We start from the raw sequence: 16,489 nt of genomic DNA, 5'->3' as shown, positions 1-16,489 counted from the left end.
CGTTGGCGAACTTACTGACCTGGCCCGTCGCTGCGTCGGTCCCCCCAGCCGTCACTGCGACTCACTATAAGCAGCCGCCGAGCCGTGGCCAACGGTGCCCCTCGCGGGATCAGGCCGAGCGCGGGGCGAGGACGAGCGGCAGCGTCGCCGTCACTACCCACATCCCGTCGACCGAGCGCGCCGTGAGAGCGCCCCCGGTGAGCCGGACGCGCTCCTCCAACCCGACCAGGCCGAGGCCCGTCGAGTGCTCATAGGGGGTGGTCGAGAGCGGAAGAGGGCTGGTCACCGACAGGTTCACGGTCGCGCCGTCCGCGCGCAGCTCGAGCGTGCAATGCGCCTGTTCGGGGGCATACCGCAGGATGTTGGTGGTGGCCTCGCGGATGATCCGGGTCACCGTCCGTCGGGTCGTCGGATCCGCCTCGTCGACGGCGGGGTCGGCCGTGACCATCAAGACCCGGCCGGACTCACGCAGGGTCATGGCGGCGGCCTCCGCTGCGCCCAGCGGCGTCAGCAGGGCGTCGGTCTCGCCCCCGACGCCGGCAGTGGCCTCCCCGTGAGAGCCGGGTTCCTTCAGCACGTGCAGGAGGAGGGCGAGGTCGGTCTGGGTGGACTGCAGGGTGGCGTCCACCCGCTCGAGAGCCGCCTCCAGGGCCCCGGGATCGCGGAGATCCTGAGCCGCGCCGCCCTGCAAGGTGATCAGCGTGAGCTGGTGCGCGACGATGTCGTGCAGTTCGCCGGCCAGCTCGCGGCGGACATCGTCGCGGGCTCGACGACGTTGCGCCACCGCCCGGCCGAAGGTGGCCCGGTGATGGAGCGCGAGGCGATGGAAGTGCTGCGCGCCCAGCCTGGCGGCGGTGCCGAAGACCATGATCAAGAGGCTGAGGTAGAGCGCCAGCGGCTCGGGCCGTCGGAACCAGATCACGGAGAAGAGCCCAGCCAGCGCGAGCATCCCGACCGACCAGACGGTGTTGCGGGCAACCAGCATCGCCGTCAGGGTGACGAGCGCGAGGTGCGGCGCCGCGAACGCGAGTCGGGGCTCCAGGAGCCACAACGCGAGGAAACAGACCAGCACCAGCGGCGCGATCGCCCAGGCCGGGCGCCAGCAGGTGACGACCAGGGCGGTGAAGGTCCACGCCCACAGGGCCGGGTCGACCCAGGCGCCGCCGCCCTCGGGTATCGCCGCCAGCGTGTGGGCGCCGTAGACCAGAACGCCTGCGAGCGCGAGGACGCTGCCCGTCCAGCGCAGGGTCCGCGCTCGGTTCCAGCGCGGCAGATGATCTGCTTCCGAGACCTCGTCGCCCGCGTCGCCCACTGTGGGCTGGGCGGGCACCGTCGCTCGAAGCAGCCCTGGCTCGCCGGTCTCGAGCGAGCCGCCGCTGAGTCGGCACCGACGACGGGCGCGCGCGAGGCCGTCCGTCGCGGGGAAGACCACGCCAGGAAGGTCGATCTCCACGCTTGATCCCTGAGCCCCGGAGGCCACGGCGATTCGCACGGCCACCCCGGGTGGGGCAGCCTCGACGGCCACCGCCGTCGCCTCGCGCAGCACGTCGGAGAGCAGTCGGGCGGCGAAGTCGCCGGACGGGCGCAGCATCCCGGAGGTGTCGAGCTCCACCACGAGCCCGTGACCCGTCAGGAGTTCGTCGACGTCCTCGGCGACGGCGACCAGGCCGGGTTCGGGCGCGATCACGCCACCGCCCGATGCGTGCCCGCGCAGCGTCGAGACCAGGCCGCGCAGCCGGCCGAGCGCCTCGCGGGCGGCCTGCGCTGCCTCCTCGATGGTGCGGGCCGCGCCGGCGGGGTCGTCGTCGGCGCGGGCGGCGGCCACTCGTCGACGCTGTTCCGAGAGCCCACCCGACAGCAGCTCGGAAAGCTCGTCGGCGAGCTTGGTGCGTTCCGTGGCTCGCAGTTCCTCGGCCTTCGCCTCGATCTGCCGGATGTGCGCACCGACGCTCTGGGTGCGTCGGCGCAACATCCGAACGACAAGACCGGCTGCGGCGGAGCCGAGGGCGAACACCGCGTAACTGGCGAAGTGCACCGCGTTGTCCAGCGCGATGCCCTTAACGACGGCGTGCCCGAGGAAGAGCGTCATGGTCAGGATCACGGCCCGGACGCTGCCGGTGGCGCACACGGCGAGGGGAACGGCGAGGAAGGCCGGAACGTCCTGAGCCTGGTGCCCGATCAGATAGGTGGAGGCCATCGGAGCGAGGCTCGCGACGGCGGCAAGCGGCGGGCGGGCGGTGGCGAGGATCGCGATGCCGATGCTGACCATCATCACGACGGCGAAGGCCAGGGCCTCCGCCCTGTCGTCGGCGTCCCTGCTGAGCAGCATGAAGAACTCCAGGAACAGCCAGGCGAGCAACGCCCACCGCAGCACACGCAACGGCACCGAGCCGGAGAACCCCGGCCCGGACACGCCTGAATCGGTGCGTGCGCGCGTCTTCGCCGTCACGAGTCCTCACTATAAGTGGCGCCCGCGCCCACCCCTCCGGCCCTTCGCCTGCGCTTCTGACCGAAAGTGAACTATTCCGCAGCGTCCGCAGGTCAGTTGGATGGGTATCAGAACCACCAGCGAAGGAAGGGCCACATCATGGCGATCGAAGTTGATGCGCATGTGCAAGCACCGGTGACGACGGCGATCCGGGCGCAGGACGTCAGGAAGTCGTATCGGGTAGGCGACGGGGAAGTGGAGATCCTGCACGGCGTGAGCCTCAGCGTCTCCACCGGCGAGATGGTCGCCATCATGGGCCCCTCGGGCTCGGGCAAGTCCACGCTGATGTACTGCCTGGCCGGTTTGGAAGCGCCGAGCAGTGGGACGGTGTCCATCGCCGAGCAGCCGTTGGCTGGTCTGTCGCGCACCGCGCTGGCGAAGATGCGGCGCTCCCAGGTGGGTTTCGTCTTCCAGTCCTACAACCTGATCCCGACGCTGACCGCCGCCGAGAACGTCGCGCTGCCCTACATGCTCGCCCGACGGAAGCCGCCGGCGGGCCTGATCGAGAACACCCTCACCACCGTCGGGCTCTCCGAACGAATGAATGCCCAGCCGCCGTCGATGTCCGGCGGCGAGCAGCAGCGTGTCGCGCTCGCCCGCGTGCTGGCGCAGCAGCCCGACGTGATCTTTGCCGACGAACCCACCGGTGCCCTCGATACCAGGACCGGCGAACTGGTGCTGGCCGAGCTGTCGCAGATCGCGCACACTCCCGGGCGCAGCGTGCTCGTCGTCACCCACGACCCCACCGTCGCCGCCGCCTGCGACCGCATCTTCTTCATGCGAGACGGGCTGCTGGTGAAGGAACTCGCGTCGGCGTCGGCGGAACAGGTCGCGGCCACGCTCACCGGCTTGAGCGCGCACGAGGCGGGCTGAGCCGTGCTGCGTCTGCAACGCGCCGAGCTGCGCGACTCCTGGACCGCCTGGCTGGGCGTCAGCCTGGCCTTCATCGTCATCAACGCCAGCCTGACGATCACGATGATCACCTACTGGACGGGGCACGTCGCCATCCGCGACGGCCGTCTCGAGTACCTGCAGTCGGCGTACTACACGATCACTCAGATGCTCGTCGGGCTCTGCATCCTGTTCGTCGCCATCCCCGTGATCCACTCGGCCACCGGGCTTGTCGTGGAGTCGCGTCGGGGATCGCTGGCCCGGCTGGCGCTGGCGGGGGCGACCCCCGGCCAGGTGAGCGCCACGATCACGGTGCAGCTGGCCGTCGTCTCGCTGGCCTGCGGGCTGATCGGGGCAGTGATCGGCGTGTTGAGCATCGACGGATGGTTCGCGTTCACCACCTACGGCAACCGCGACGAGACCATGTTCGAGGTGGTCGATCCGGTGGTGGAGGCCGGGCCGATCCTCGCCACCTGCCTGGCCTGCATGCTGGTGGCCGTGGTGGCCGGCGCGCGACAGGCGCGGGCGGCCAGCCTGATCCCGCCGGTCGAGGCGCTGCGGCTGGCGCAGGCCGCGCCGAGGAAGGTGCGGCTGGGGGCCGGAGGTTGGGTGAAGCTGATCTTGCTCGGCCTGCTCATCGCCGCGTCCTTCGTCTCCGTTCCCATCCAGCTCGAGCATCGCTACAAGGAGACGATCAGCAACCTGATGATCCTCGGCTTCCTGCAGATCTTCTTCTGGTCGGCGTTGCTCGCCGTCGTCGCGCCCGTGCTGGTGCGGCCCGTCACCCGCTGGTGGACGCGGCTCATCCCGTCGATGTCGCCGGCGTGGCAGCTGGCGCGCTCCACCGTCAGCGCGCGCGCCGACCGGCTGTACAAGTCGGTGGTCCCCGTCATGTTCACCTTCGCCATCGGCGTCGGCTCGATGGTGTTGGGTGATTCCGGAATCGGCGCGATGGTCGCGTACTTGGGCGACGCGACGATCAAGGTGCCCACCTGGGACAGCCACCTCTACCTCTTCGGCCTGCCTCTGCTGATCGCCTTCATGAGCGGCGTCGGCGTGCTGATCATGATGAGTAAACAGCGCGACGCCGAACTGGCGCTCGTCGCCATCGTGGGAGCCACTCCCGCGCAGCGCGTCGCGGTGCCGGCCTTCGAGGCGCTGATCATCACCACCACCGGCCTGCTGTTGTCGCTCATCGCGGTGATGCCCAGCCTCATCTTCCAGGCCTACTCCCTTCGTGCGGCAGAGCTTGGATGGAGCCTCGTGCTGTCCTGGCCGCTGATCCTCGGCGTCTTCGCAGGCGGCTTCCTGCTCACCCTGCTGTCCACCGTGCTGCCCACGTTGCCGGCCTTGCGGAAGTCTGAGCCCCGCGTGATCGCTCGCCTCGTGGCGGAGTAGCCGCGCCACGGGCGGCGGAATGTCCTTAGCCGCTTGCTAGTCCACCGACTTCGGTGGATTAGCAAGCGGTTAAGCGGTGCCTCGTCTGTAAACGCTCCTTTGGGTAAAGGCGTCGTCCGCGCGCCGGCTGCGTAGGATTCGAGGAAGCCGCGACGTTGCGGGCATGGACCAAGGAACGGCACCGATGAGTCACAAGAAGTACTACGCGATGACCCTCCTGGTTGGGTTCCTCGCGATCCCGCTGCTGGTGCCGATTCTGGCCTTCGCCCTGCTCGTCGCGCCCGACCTGGTCGGCATTCCTTCCGGACGCTGGCAGGACATGGGGCTGGTGATCGCGCCCCTGGTGGCGCTGGCGACGTCGTTGCTGATCTGGCGCTGGTTCGCTCGCCGGCCGTCGCGTCCGCCGGAGTGGGCCAAGGCGCTGTTGCCCGTGGTGCTGGTCCCGGCCTACTTCCTGCTGGTGTGGGTGATCTCCTTCGCAGTGGTCGAGGAGCGGACGGACTTGGCCCTCCAGACGGTGAGTTTTGGGTTTGCGTTCCCTTGGGGCCTGGGCTTTGTCCTGGCCGAGCTGCTCGGCGCCTACGGGATCGCGCCCCTGATGCTGATCGCCACCCTCGTCGGTTCCGTCGGCGGCTTCCTTTGGGGATGCCGGGCCAACCCTCCGACGGGGGTCCGGGCGCGCCGGGTGATCGTCGCGGGCTCCCTTGTCCTGGCCGTCGGCGCCTCTGGTCAACTGGGGTATCGGGAGTACCGGGCATGGCAGTGGGACTCGTTGGAGCGGGTCTCCAGCGAAGTGGATCTCTGGCTGTATCACCCGTGGGGCGACGAATCCGTCGTCGTGCAGGCGCCGACGCCCAGCAGCCTCACCATCTCCGAGCAGTTCCCCCTGCTCGACGGGGCCACCGCGCTGTATCCGGTGTACTCGGCGGCGGCCCGTGCCGTCTACGATCCGCCGATGCCGACGGACAGCGACGACATCTACGAGTTCGCGAACACCTATGTCGCCTGCAACCGCACCTCGGAGGCCTACGACCGCCTGATCAATGGCGACGCGGATGCGATCTTCGTCCTGCAGCCGTCTCAGGGGCATCTAGAGAAGGCTGAGCGGCGCGGGGTGCAGCTGAATCTCACCCCCATCGGGCACGACGCGTTCGTCTTCTTCGTCAATGCCGACAACCCCGTCGAGGGTCTCACCTTGGATCAGGTGCGCGCGATCTACACGCGGCAGATCACCAACTGGGCCGAGTTGGGCGGCGCGGACGAGGAGATCGTCGCCTATCAGCGTCCGGAAGATTCCGGCAGCCAGACGGCGATGCTGGCCGAGGTGATGGGCGACGTGCCCATGGCGGAGCCGCTCACGGAGGAGCTGTCGTGGGGCATGGGCATGGTGATCGAGTCGGTGGCGGAGTACCGCAACCAGACCGCGGCCATCGGCTACTCGTTCCGCTGGTACGCGACGGAGATGAACGGCAGTCCCCGCATCAAGCTGCTGGCGATCGACGGCGTCGCGCCCAGCCCGGAGAACATCGCCGACGGCAGTTACCCGCTCACCGTCGACCTGTACGCAGCAACCGCCGGTTCGGATAACCCGCACGTTCCCGAGCTGGTCGACTGGATGGTCTCTGACGAGGGCCAGGCCTTGGTCGACGCTGTGGGCTACGTCCCGCTTGCTGACTGACTCGGTGGCGTGCTTAACCGCTTGCTAGACCACCCACTTCGGTGGTCTAGCAAGCGGTTAAGGATCCCTTTCGTGGATCAGTGCGCCTGATGAGGGCGCCGGGCTGTCGGTGGTGGTGGGGCTCGTCGTCGGCTGGACGACACGCCGCGCGGTGTCCAGTTGAGGGGGTCACTGGACGTTCGTATAGTCCGAATCATGGGCACGCAACACGACGTCGCCGGCCGGGACCGGATCCTCCGGGCGGCGCTGACCTCCTTCACCGAGCAGGGCGACGCGGCCAGCATCCGCCAGATCGCGAAGCGCGCCGAGGTGTCGCCGGCGCTGATTCAGCACCACTTCGGCACCAAGGGCGACCTCCGCGCGGCCTGCGACGACTACGTCCTCGGTTATTTCGAGGAACACGTCGCCACCGGCATCGACCAGCCAGGCCTGGGCCCGGAGTACCTCGCGGAGGTGCACCGCTCCGCTCCCATCGTGATCGGCTACCTGAGCCGGCTGCTGGTGGAGAACAGCCCGCATTCGCAGCGCATCTTCGACGCGCTGGTCGCGCTCACCGAGGCGCATCTGCCGGAGCGGGACACGTCGTCGGTGCGAGACCGGGCAGCGGTGCTGGTGACGATGAAGCTGGGCTTGCTGCTGCTGCGTCCGCACGTGGAGCGCTCCCTCGGCATGACCGACTCGCTGGTGGGCAGCTCGCGGATCATCGCCGCGCAGCTCGACCTGCTCAACCCCTACCTCATCTCCCCGGAGATCTTGGCGGCCGCGCGAAAGGCGACCGGAACGGAGGCATCGCAATGACCGCGATCATCGAACTGGAGGGGGTCACGAAGCGCTACGGGCATGTCGTCGCGCTGGACGACCTGAGCCTGCGCGTGGAACAGGGGCAGGTGCACGGCTTCCTCGGCCCCAACGGCGCGGGCAAGACCACCACCATGCGCGTCCTGCTGGGCCTGCTCGGCATCGCGTCCGGGCGCGCGACGGTGTTCGGCCTCGACCCGTGGCGTGACGTCTCCGAGATCCACTCCCGGCTCGCCTACGTGCCGGGCGACGTCACCCTGTGGCCCAACCTGAGCGGCGGCGAGACCCTCGACATCCTGGCCCGGCTGCATGGCGGCGGGCACGACCGGCAGCGGTGGATCGACCTGTTCGACCTGGACCCGACCAAGAAGAATCGCACCTACTCCAAGGGCAACCGGCAGAAGGTCGCGCTGGTGGCCGCGTTCGCCTCCGACGCCGAGCTGCTGATCCTGGACGAGCCGACGTCGGGCCTCGACCCGCTGATCGACCAGGCCTTCGTCCACGCCGTCCAGTCCGACCATGCGCGCGGCAAGACGATCCTGCTGTCGAGCCACATCCTGGGCGAGGTGGAGCGGCTCTGCGACTGGGTCGGCATCATCCGCGATGGTCGGCTGGTCGACTCCGCGCCGCTGGCCGAGCTGCGTGGCGCCGGGCACACCTTGATCACGGCGCACGTCGATACCCAGCCGGACCTCTCCGTCGACGGCGTCGCCGTGCTGGCGAGCGACGGCGACCGGCTCCGGCTGAGCGTCACCGCCGCGGCTCTGCCGGAGGCGCTGAGCCGGCTCTCCGCGGCTGGTCTCCGCTCGCTCGAGGCGGGCCCGCCGTCCCTGGAGGACGTGTTCCTCTCGCACTACGCCGCCACGGAGCGGTGATGTCCACCCTGATCAGCGCCTATCTGAGGCGCTCGCGGTGGCGTCTGCTCGCCTGGGTGCTCGGCGTCGGGCTGCTGCCCGCCCTGATGGTGGTCTCGACGCGGGTCGGGTATCCGACCCAGGCCGACCTGGATGCGTTCGTCCGGGAATCCATGGCCAGCGTGGCGCAGGTGGCGATCCGTGGCCCCATCTTCGAGGCTTCGGTCGGCGGGATCGTGGCATGGACGCTGGCGTCGTCGGGGTCGCTGGTGGGGTGCGTGATCGCGATGATCTTCGTCGTCAGCTATGCGCGCGCCGACGAGCAGGCCGGGCGGCTCGAACTCGAGCTGGCAGGTCGCGCGACTCGTCGAGAGCAGCTGCTGGCGGCCGTGTTCGTCGTCGGAGGTGCATCGGTGCTGACCGGGCTGGTCGCCGTCGTCGGTCTGCTCGCGACGGGAATGGACCCGGCGGGATCCGTGCTGCTGGGGCTGGTCCTCGCCAGCGCGATGCTGTTCTTCACGGCCGTCGGCGCCGTCTGCGCGCAGGTCGCCGCCGATTCGGGAGCCGCCGGCGGCCTCGGCGCGATCGCCATCGGCGCTTCCGTGGTGCTCGCCGCGATCGGCGACGCGACCGGCAGCCCACTCGTGTGGGTGAGCCCGTTCGGCTGGGCCCGGCATGCGCAGGCCTTCGCCGGCGACCGGTTCTGGGCGCCGCTGATTCCGCTGGTGCTCGCGGTGGTGCTGGCGTGGATCGCGCTCCGGCTCAACGCCGCGCGCGACTACGGCACGGGCGCGATCCCCGCGCGTCCCGGTCGGGCCACCGCCCCGGCCTGGGTCCGCAGCCCGCTGACGCTAGCCCTCCGCCTCCAGCGCGGCGCCGTCATCGGCTGGACAGTGGCCCTCACCCTGCTCGGCGTGTTGTTGGGCTCGGTGCTGGCCGGCCTCGACCAGCAGCTCGCCGGCAGCGCGTTCGAGGACTTCGCGCACTGGCATGGCGGCACGGTCGGCGAGGTGTTCTTCCAGTTCGTGCTCTACCTGCTCGCGCAGATCGCGGCCATGGCGGCACTCGTCGCGGTGCTCGCCCTGCGTCGCGACGAGGCCGGCGGTCTGGCGGAGCCGGTGCTCGCGCGCGCCGTCACGCGCCGCCGCTGGTCGGTGGCCGGCTGGACGGTGGCGGTGATGACGAGCGTCGCCATCCTGCTCGGGGTGGGCGTGGGCGCTGCGCTGGGGTCCGGGCGGTGGTCGCTGCCGCTGACCACCGTCGCCTATCTGCCCGCCACGCTGGTGGTCGTGGGTCTCGCGCTCGCCCTGACCGGCTGGCTTCCGCGGGCGGCGGTAGCCGTCAGCTGGGCGGCGCTGGGGCTGCTGATCCTGCTGGACCTGCTGGCCGAGTTCAACCTGGTCTCGCCGCAAGTGGTCGGCCGCGTCTCTCCCTTCGCGGCCACGTTCAGCGCCCTGTTCACAGGCGGACTTCCGGTGACGCTGGCCGTGCTGACGGCGATCGGACTCGGCCTGGCGGCGTTCGGCCTGGTGGGCATACGACGCCGCGACCTGCGGCCGTCGTGACCAGGTGTTCTTATAGCCGCCGGTTCGTCACGGAGTATCTCGCTCCGTTTCTGCTGCCGTTTTCTTCCTTATAAAGGATCTGTCGTCTATAGCGGAAGGTCGGCCAGCGCTGCTTTCACCGCTGCTGCGTAGGTGTCGATGTCGACGACGGAGGCGCGGTAGTCGCAGCGGGTGCCGTCGGGGCGGATCGGGGTGCCTTCCTCAGTCCAGCGACGCCGGGCCTCGGCCATGCTCGGAGTGGGGAGCCGGCCGTCGTGGGTGGGAACCCGCCACCAGGCGACGGCGCTGCCGTGCCGGCTCATGATGGCGCCAACCTGCCGAGGACCGGTGCCGACGAGCGATGCGATCATCCCGTAGCTCGCCACGCGCCCCGGCGGGATGCACTCCACGGCGCGGAGCACGCGCTCCACCAGCAGTTCATCCATGGGATCAGCCTAGACACCATGGATAGCATGAGCCGGTGAATGCGACGCCGATCGACCCGACGCTGCCAGAGATGGGGTGGCGGCTGCACGCCGCGGTGAGCGCGAGCGCGCTTCCCGTGCCGGAGTTGGGTCTCGTCGTGTCGCGCCTGGAGGTCTCGCTTCTCGGTACGGGGGAGAGCTACGCTGCGTGGCTGGTCTCCGACGGGGCCACGTCGTGGGTCTTCCGGCTGGCGCGTCGTCCGGTTGAGGACATGCCCTGCCCGATGGAGGACGAGCTCCGCGCGGCGGCCTTCGTGTCGGACGGGATCGGGTCGCGGGCGGTGGCCGTGGAGGTTGCCGGGGACAACGCGCTGGGCTGCCCGTACGTCGTCTCCACCTTCGTGCCGGGTGAGATGCGCGCGCCCGCGGACTGGGATCGGGATCTGTTGCGCGCGCATGCGCGTGGGCTGGCGGCGCTGCATCGTCCAGACTTCCAGCTTGCCGGTCGGATCGGTGAGTCGGGAACCGTGTTCGACATCGTCGACGAGTTCGACGGCGGCTGGGCGTGGTGGAGGGGTGCGCATCCCGAGGTCACCGAGAACCCGGGCGTCATCGAGTTGGCGGGCGCCGTCCGACGTCGACTCCTCGACCTGGCGCCGGCCTTCCATGGCATCGGCTACTCCGTGATCCACGGCGACCTCGTGGCCACCAACGTGCTGGTGGATGATGCGGGCACGCCGCGCTACGTCGACTGGGAGTGGGCTCGCGTCGGCGACGTGGCCAACGACCTGGCGCTCATCGGCGGCACCGTCGTGGGCGGCCCGTGGTACGTGCCGATGGACGACGCGATGATCGACGAGTTCCTTTCGACGTACGTGGAGGCGTGCCGCGAGCGCGGCCGTGCCGTCGGCGACGTACATGGGCTGCGGGCCCGGCGCGATGCCTGGGAACTCACCGAGCGCTTCCTCACCAGCCTGCATTTCGACACGAAGGCGACTGGCGATGACATGTACGTGGAGGCGACGCAAAGCATGCGCCGCGGGCTGTGGCGTCTCGTCAGCCGATAGTTGTCGGTCGGGCCTGATTGAATACGGGCTATGCCCGATCGTGAGTTAGCCCAGCGCCGCCTCGTCGCCCAAGGCTTGGTGACAAGGCCCTACGCCACTCCACACGACGCCGTGCGTGCCTTTGCTGCCATGCAGGGGCAAGACCTCCCCGGGGTGCTCGCCTCGGCGGCGCTCCGCTCCACGGGACGGGTGGAGGACGTGCTCGCCGCCCTGAACGATGGATTGCTGGTGCGCGGTTATCCCATGCGGGGCACCATCTTCTTGACCGCGGCGGAAGACCTCCGATGGATGACCGAGTTGATGGCCGGCGCGCCGCTGCGTGGGGCGGGTCCGCGTCGGCGGGAGCTGGGTCTCGACGAGGAGCAGTTCGACCGAGCGGGCGCGCTCCTCCTCGAGGCGCTGGCGCGGGCCCCTCGGGGCTTGTCGCGGAACGAGGCGCTCGCCGTGCTGGACGCAGCCGGCCTCTCCACGGGCGGCGGCCGCGGCTACCACATTCTCTACACCCTGATATCCAGGTCGGTGCTCTGCTATGGCCCGTGGAACGGCGGCGACCAGAACATCGTCGCGGTGAGTTCCTGGCTTTCCGAGGACTCGACTCTTGAGCGTCGATTCAACGGCGACGAGGTGGCCGCCACCGCTGAACTCATGCGGCGCTACTTCACCTCCCATGGACCGGCGACGGTGCGCGACTTCTCGTGGTGGAGCAAGATCCCGCTCACCCAGTGCCGGGCCGCGCTGCCGCTCGTCGACGGGGTGGAGCAGGTGCCCGGTGACGAACCCGCCTACGTCCGTCTGGGGCTCGCCGACGAGGTGACCGAGTTGGGCCGCGCCGTCGCGAAGCCGCTGCTGCTGCCCGGTTTCGACGAGTTCATCCTCGGCTATCAAGACCGGCTGTTCGCGATGACGCCCGAGCAGCACGTCCAATTGGTGCCGGGCAACAACGGGGTGTTCCGCAAGTCGATCGTCGCGGGCGGCCTAGTGAGGGGCTTCTGGCTGGCCAAGGGTCGGCTGGGCACGCGCACCCTCGACGCCGCCCCCTTCCGCCCGCTGGCGAAGACCACCGAGGCGGCCGTGCGTCGTCGCTTCGCCGAGTATCCGCACCTGCCGGCTTAGGCGCGAAGCGCGTCGGGGAACCCCGTCCAGCGCAGTTCCGGGGGCAGGTGGCTCAGGTCGTTGAACATGACCAGGGCCGGCGGTTGGCCGGAGCCGTAATGGATCACCGTCAGCCCCGTGTTGGCGCTGTTCATGCCGAGCCAGCGAACGGGCGGGGCGCCGAGTGCCTCGCGCACCAGCCAGGCGATGGGGTAGGAGTGGGTGACCAGCACCTCGTGCACGTCCTCGGAGCCCGACGGTGCCGTCGCGAAGCGTGCGACCATGCTGCGTGCCAGGCGGTTTCCCGCCGCAGCCTCGCCGACGTCGTAGCCGTCGAAGAAGGGCCTCCATGCCTGCGGGGTCTCGTCGGGTGAGGGTACGTAGGGGACGTGGTCGATGAGTTCGGGCGCCTCCGCGACGGGGGCGTCCACCTGGGCTCCGATCATCTGAGCCGTCGCGGCCGCCCGGGGGAGTGGCGAATGCCAGACGGTGCTGATCGGCAGGTGCGCGAGCCGCTGGCCGAGGAACCCGGCCTGTATCCGTCCCGTCTTCGTCGGGGTGCCGAAGGCGTCGGCGTCGCCGTGTCGCGCGATGTAGAGATGCCTGGTTGCCATGGGTGCCTAGTCTCTCGGTTGCAGGGTTACGGTGCCGGCGGTGCCGTCGACGGTGACCCGCGCTCCGTCGGGAATCTGGGTGGTCGCGTCGACGACGCCGAGCACCGCGGGAATGCCGTGCTCGCGCGCGACGATCGCGGCATGGGAGAGCGCGCCGCCGGTCTCGGTGACGATGGCCGAGACCACGCGGAACAGCGGCGTCCAGGCCGGATCGGTGTAGGGGCAGACCAGGACGTCGCCGGGTGTGATGCGGTGGAAGCTCGACGGCCCGAGCACGACCCGGGTGGTACCGGTCGCGGTGCCGTGGGAGCCCGGCGTGCCGACGTGGTGGGGTGCGTCCTTGTGCGGCGCGACGTGTTGCGAGGAAGGTAGGGGCGCCGTGATCGGTCGCGCCTGAAGGATCCAGAGTTCTCCGTCGGCGAGGGCCCATTCGACGTCCTGCGGTGCGCCGAGCAGACGCGCGATCTGCGCGCCCAGGTCGACGAGCGCGGTGATCTGTGGGGGTTCCAGCGCGGGGTCGAGCCGCCCATCCTCCGTCGTCGGAGTGCTGACGAGCCCGGTGTCGGTGGGGTTCCGGTCGAGGCGGGTGGCCTTGGTGCCGACGCTGCATCGGACCGAGCCGTCGGCGTCGACCTCGTACGAATCGGGCGTCACCACGCCGTCGACGACGCTCGGCCCGAGTCCCCAGGACGCCTCGATCCGAGTGGGCCCGCCGGGCTGCGTCGGGGTGAACATCACACCCGAAGCCTTGGCGTCGACGAGACGCTGGACGAGGACGGCCATGCGCGCGCCGTCCTGCGAACCGGTCTCGGTGCGCGTGGTCCAGTAGTCTGCGGCGCGCGAGGACGTGAGCGACGACCGGCATGCCCGGATCGCCGCGAGCACGGCCCGTGGGCCGCGGACGGCGAGCGTGCTCTCATACTGCCCGGCGGCTGACGCGTGGGCTGTGTCCTCGCTGGAGGCCGAGGAGCGCACCGCCATCGCCGCGTGGCCCAGGGCGGTGAGCTGTTCGCCGATCGCCCGCTCCAACGCCTCGTCACTGCCATCGTCGAGCGCCTCGACGGTCGCGAAGGGCACGACGAAGCCGTCGGGCACGGGGAGCCCTGCGCGGGCCAGTACAGCCAACGTCGCGGCCTTGCCTCCGCAGGTGGCGGGGTGGGCGTCGGGCAGGGGGATCAATATGCTCATTTATCAACAATCAATTGACAACATTATGTTGATTGTGCAGGATGAGGGGTATGGAAAGCAAGCACGATGTCGGCCGCGCCGGCGACGACCAGGCGCAAGCGCAGCGGGAGAGGGCGGCCCAGCAACGGCTTCGCGCCCTCGGGGCCGACGATCTCCCGGGGACGCCTTGGCGCCCGCGTCCGATACCGCCGTCGGCCGTCGACCTGGCGCACTTTGCGCTCTGGAAGTCGACCGAGATCGGCTCGGAGGATCTGTTGAGTGCGCTCTCCCTGCTGCCGGCCGCGCGAGCTGAGGTGGAAGGTCTGGAGGCTGGGCTGCTCTTCAGCGCCCGCAGCGCGGGGCTGACCTGGGCTCAGATCGCTGAGGCGATGGGGTTCCGGTCTCCGCAGGCGTGCCAGCAGCACTACACCCGCCTCGCGGCGCGATCGGGGCGGTAGACATGGCACACGTGTCGACGCCGCCGCTGCGCGTGCTGCACTCGGTGAGGGTGCTGGGGTTCGCGGACACCGACGTCGTGGCGGAGCGGGCGCTCGTCCGCGACGCCGATGCCATCGAAGCGCTGCGCCAGGCCGAGGCGAACGGATGGGTGGAGCACGTCGACTACTTCGGTATCGCGGGATGGACGCTCACCGACCCGGGCAAGGCCGAGAACGAACGCCAGCTCGCGCAGGAGCGCGTCGTTGCCGACCCGGGCGCCGTGGTCGCTGCCGTCTATCGGGAGTTCCTTCCGCTCAATGCGCGCCTGGTTCGCGCCTGTTCCGACTGGCAGCTCAGGCCCACGGCACAGGACTCGCTGGCTCCCAACGATCACACCGATCCGCACTGGGACGAGCGCGTGTTGAACGAGCTGGCTGCGCTCGGGGATGCCGTCGCGCCGCTCGTCGACCGGCTTTCCGACGTGCTGTTGCGCTTCAGCGGCTACCACGCCCGCTTCGATGCTGCGCTGCGTAGTGTCCGCGCGGGGCAGCATGAATGGGTGGACAAGACCGACGTCGACTCCTGCCACCGGGTGTGGTTCCAGCTGCACGAAGATCTCGTTGCCACCTTGGGCATCGATCGTCGGACGGAAGGGGAGAGGGTCGCTCGCTAGGCGGGGCGCCGCGGCTCTTTCCCTAGATGTTCCGGCGCGGCCGACCGGCCGGAATGGCGACGATCGCCTGCGTGGTGGCGAGCAGGCAGACGAAGCCCAGCGAGGCGCGCCAGGATCCGGTGCTCTGGGCGAGATAGCCGGCGAGCACCGGTCCGACGGCGGCGAGCAGGTATCCCAGCGACTGGGCCATGCCCGAGAGCTGAGTGATCTCGAGGGTGGTGCGTCCGCGCAGGCTGATCAGCGACAGTGCGACGACCAGCGACGCACCACCGCCGATTCCCGCGACGATGGCCCACAGCATCGCCTGTTGCGGGGCGAGGAGAAGGCCGACCACTCCGACGAGCGTGGGCACGCTGGCCGTGACGGCCGCCGCCACCTGGCTGTCTGGGCTACGCATCAATCTGGGAATGGCCAAGGCCGAGAAGATCCCGACGATCTGGAACAGGAACAACTGCCAGCCGGCTTGACGCTCGGACAGCCCGGCCGTCGCGGCGATCGTCGGCAGCCACGTCACCATGATGTAGAAGATGGTGGATTGCAGGCCCATGAACGCGGTCACCATCCAGGCGGTGGGCTGACGCCAGACGCTGATGGTGGGTGGGATCTCCGGGCGGCCCGGTCGGGATCCTGCCGTGGCCGTCGCGTCGGCGCGTCGAGTGCGGGGAAGCCAGATGACGGCCGTCACGACCGCGGGGAGAGCCCAGAAAGCCAACGCCCCGTGCCAGCCCACGCGCTCAGCCAAGGGGACGACCACCGCGGAGGCGGTCCCTGCGCCGATGGTGATGCAGGCCGAGTAGATGCCCGTCGCTCGGGAGACGCCGGAGCTGTAGTCGCGTTTGACCAGCGCAGGAACCAGCACGTTGCCGATCGTGATGGCGCTGCCGATGACGATGGTGCCCACCCAGAGGCCGGCGGTGCCCGCGTAGGAGCGCACGCCGATCCCTGCAGCGAGCACCAGAAGCGCGAGCAGGATCGAACGCTCGATCCCGAGTCGCTTGGACACGTGATGCACCAGCGGCGACACCGCAGCGAAAGCGAGCAGCGGCAAGGATCCCAGCAGCCCCTGGGCCGCTTCGCTCAGCGCCTTCTCCTGCCCGATCTGCGGCAGCAGCGGGCCGACGGTGGTCAGCGCCGGGCGCAGGTTCAGCGCTACCAGGAACACCAGCGCGGTGCTGATGGCGGCCCACGTGGCGGCGCGGCGGTCGTCGACGGGCGGAGTTGGCACGGCGTCGAGCCTAGATGATTGAGTCCAAGGGGTCGTGGCTCGGCGTGGTGTTGCCGTGAGTGTGAGGGAGGGCGTCCAGAGTCGGTGTTGCTAACACCAACACCGAGCCGGAAGGGCCCTGTCATGGTCACCGATCT

The 16,489-nt window shown here is 69.7% G+C and carries 15 protein-coding genes; 10 read left to right on the top strand and 5 right to left on the bottom strand.

From position 1 onward, the window contains the following. Positions 1-109: 109 nt before the first annotated feature. A complete protein-coding gene (locus tag P0D62_RS02310) occupies positions 110-2,449 on the bottom strand; it encodes a sensor histidine kinase (RefSeq protein ID WP_275701004.1) in 2,340 nt (779 codons plus the stop codon). A 138-nt stretch (positions 2,450-2,587) separates the two neighbouring features. Here P0D62_RS02310 and P0D62_RS02305 point away from each other — a divergent pair, with 138 nt between their 5' ends. From P0D62_RS02305 to P0D62_RS02280, 6 genes are all read left to right on the top strand, one after another. After that, positions 2,588-3,361 carry an ABC transporter ATP-binding protein gene (locus P0D62_RS02305; protein ID WP_275701003.1) on the top strand — a complete coding sequence of 258 codons (774 nt, stop codon included), beginning with the start codon at positions 2,588-2,590 and terminating at the stop codon, positions 3,359-3,361. Positions 3,362-3,364: 3 nt separating this feature from the next. Continuing rightward, on the top strand, positions 3,365-4,777 hold the full coding sequence (locus tag P0D62_RS02300) for an FtsX-like permease family protein (protein WP_275701002.1): 1,413 nt from the start codon (positions 3,365-3,367) through the stop codon (positions 4,775-4,777). 184 nt (positions 4,778-4,961) lie between these two features. Then, positions 4,962-6,455 carry a substrate-binding domain-containing protein gene (locus P0D62_RS02295; RefSeq protein WP_275701001.1) on the top strand — a complete coding sequence of 498 codons (1,494 nt, stop codon included), beginning with the start codon at positions 4,962-4,964 and terminating at the stop codon, positions 6,453-6,455. A 195-nt stretch (positions 6,456-6,650) separates the two neighbouring features. Beyond that, the gene (locus P0D62_RS02290) at positions 6,651-7,253 is read left to right on the top strand and encodes a helix-turn-helix domain-containing protein (protein WP_275701000.1); all 603 of its coding nucleotides are present in this window, start codon (positions 6,651-6,653) and stop codon (positions 7,251-7,253) included. Beyond that, positions 7,250-8,128 carry an ABC transporter ATP-binding protein gene (locus tag P0D62_RS02285; RefSeq protein ID WP_275700999.1) on the top strand — a complete coding sequence of 293 codons (879 nt, stop codon included), beginning with the start codon at positions 7,250-7,252 and terminating at the stop codon, positions 8,126-8,128. The genes P0D62_RS02290 and P0D62_RS02285 overlap by 4 nt, the downstream gene beginning before the upstream one ends. Continuing rightward, positions 8,128-9,672, top strand: a complete 1,545-nt coding sequence (locus P0D62_RS02280) for an ABC transporter permease (RefSeq protein ID WP_275700998.1) — start codon at positions 8,128-8,130, stop codon at positions 9,670-9,672. Before P0D62_RS02285 ends, P0D62_RS02280 begins: the two co-directional genes overlap by 1 nt. An 86-nt stretch (positions 9,673-9,758) precedes the next feature. On the opposite strand, the gene P0D62_RS02275 is transcribed toward P0D62_RS02280, so the two are convergent. Beyond that, positions 9,759-10,097: an MGMT family protein gene (locus P0D62_RS02275; protein ID WP_275700997.1), complete on the bottom strand. Its 339-nt coding sequence runs from the start codon at positions 10,095-10,097 to the stop codon at positions 9,759-9,761. Between the two features lie 35 nt (positions 10,098-10,132). Between P0D62_RS02275 and P0D62_RS02270 the strand changes: the two genes are divergently transcribed. Next, positions 10,133-11,143 (top strand): phosphotransferase family protein, encoded by a 1,011-nt coding sequence (locus P0D62_RS02270; protein WP_275700996.1) that lies wholly within the window; start codon positions 10,133-10,135, stop codon positions 11,141-11,143. Positions 11,144-11,173: 30 nt separating this feature from the next. Next, positions 11,174-12,256 (top strand): winged helix DNA-binding domain-containing protein, encoded by a 1,083-nt coding sequence (locus P0D62_RS02265; protein ID WP_275700995.1) that lies wholly within the window; start codon positions 11,174-11,176, stop codon positions 12,254-12,256. Here P0D62_RS02265 and P0D62_RS02260 read toward each other — a convergent pair. Further along, positions 12,253-12,849, bottom strand: a complete 597-nt coding sequence (locus P0D62_RS02260) for a histidine phosphatase family protein (protein ID WP_275700994.1) — start codon at positions 12,847-12,849, stop codon at positions 12,253-12,255. The two genes, P0D62_RS02265 and P0D62_RS02260, sit on opposite strands and share 4 nt — an antisense overlap. 6 nt (positions 12,850-12,855) lie before the next feature. Beyond that, positions 12,856-14,037 (bottom strand): PEP/pyruvate-binding domain-containing protein, encoded by a 1,182-nt coding sequence (locus tag P0D62_RS02255; protein ID WP_275700993.1) that lies wholly within the window; start codon positions 14,035-14,037, stop codon positions 12,856-12,858. Between the two features lie 50 nt (positions 14,038-14,087). On the opposite strand from P0D62_RS02255, the gene P0D62_RS02250 reads away from it, so the two are divergent. Together P0D62_RS02250 and P0D62_RS02245 are read left to right on the top strand one after the other, a co-directional pair. Then, complete coding sequence (locus P0D62_RS02250) at positions 14,088-14,474, top strand: SANT/Myb-like DNA-binding domain-containing protein (RefSeq protein ID WP_275700992.1); 387 nt, start codon at positions 14,088-14,090, stop codon at positions 14,472-14,474. A 2-nt stretch (positions 14,475-14,476) separates the two neighbouring features. Further along, positions 14,477-15,127, top strand: coding sequence for a transcriptional regulator (locus P0D62_RS02245; protein ID WP_275700991.1), 651 nt, complete (start codon positions 14,477-14,479; stop codon positions 15,125-15,127). Positions 15,128-15,149: 22 nt separating this feature from the next. Here the strand turns inward: P0D62_RS02245 and P0D62_RS02240 are convergent, their stop codons facing one another. After that, positions 15,150-16,352 (bottom strand): CynX/NimT family MFS transporter, encoded by a 1,203-nt coding sequence (locus P0D62_RS02240; RefSeq protein WP_275700990.1) that lies wholly within the window; start codon positions 16,350-16,352, stop codon positions 15,150-15,152. Positions 16,353-16,489 lie beyond the last annotated feature (137 nt).

This window comes from Tessaracoccus caeni (assembly GCF_029211185.1).
GTDB classification, from domain to species: Bacteria; Actinomycetota; Actinomycetes; order Propionibacteriales; family Propionibacteriaceae; genus Arachnia; species Arachnia caeni.
This window is presented reverse-complemented; position numbering and strand designations above follow the sequence as displayed.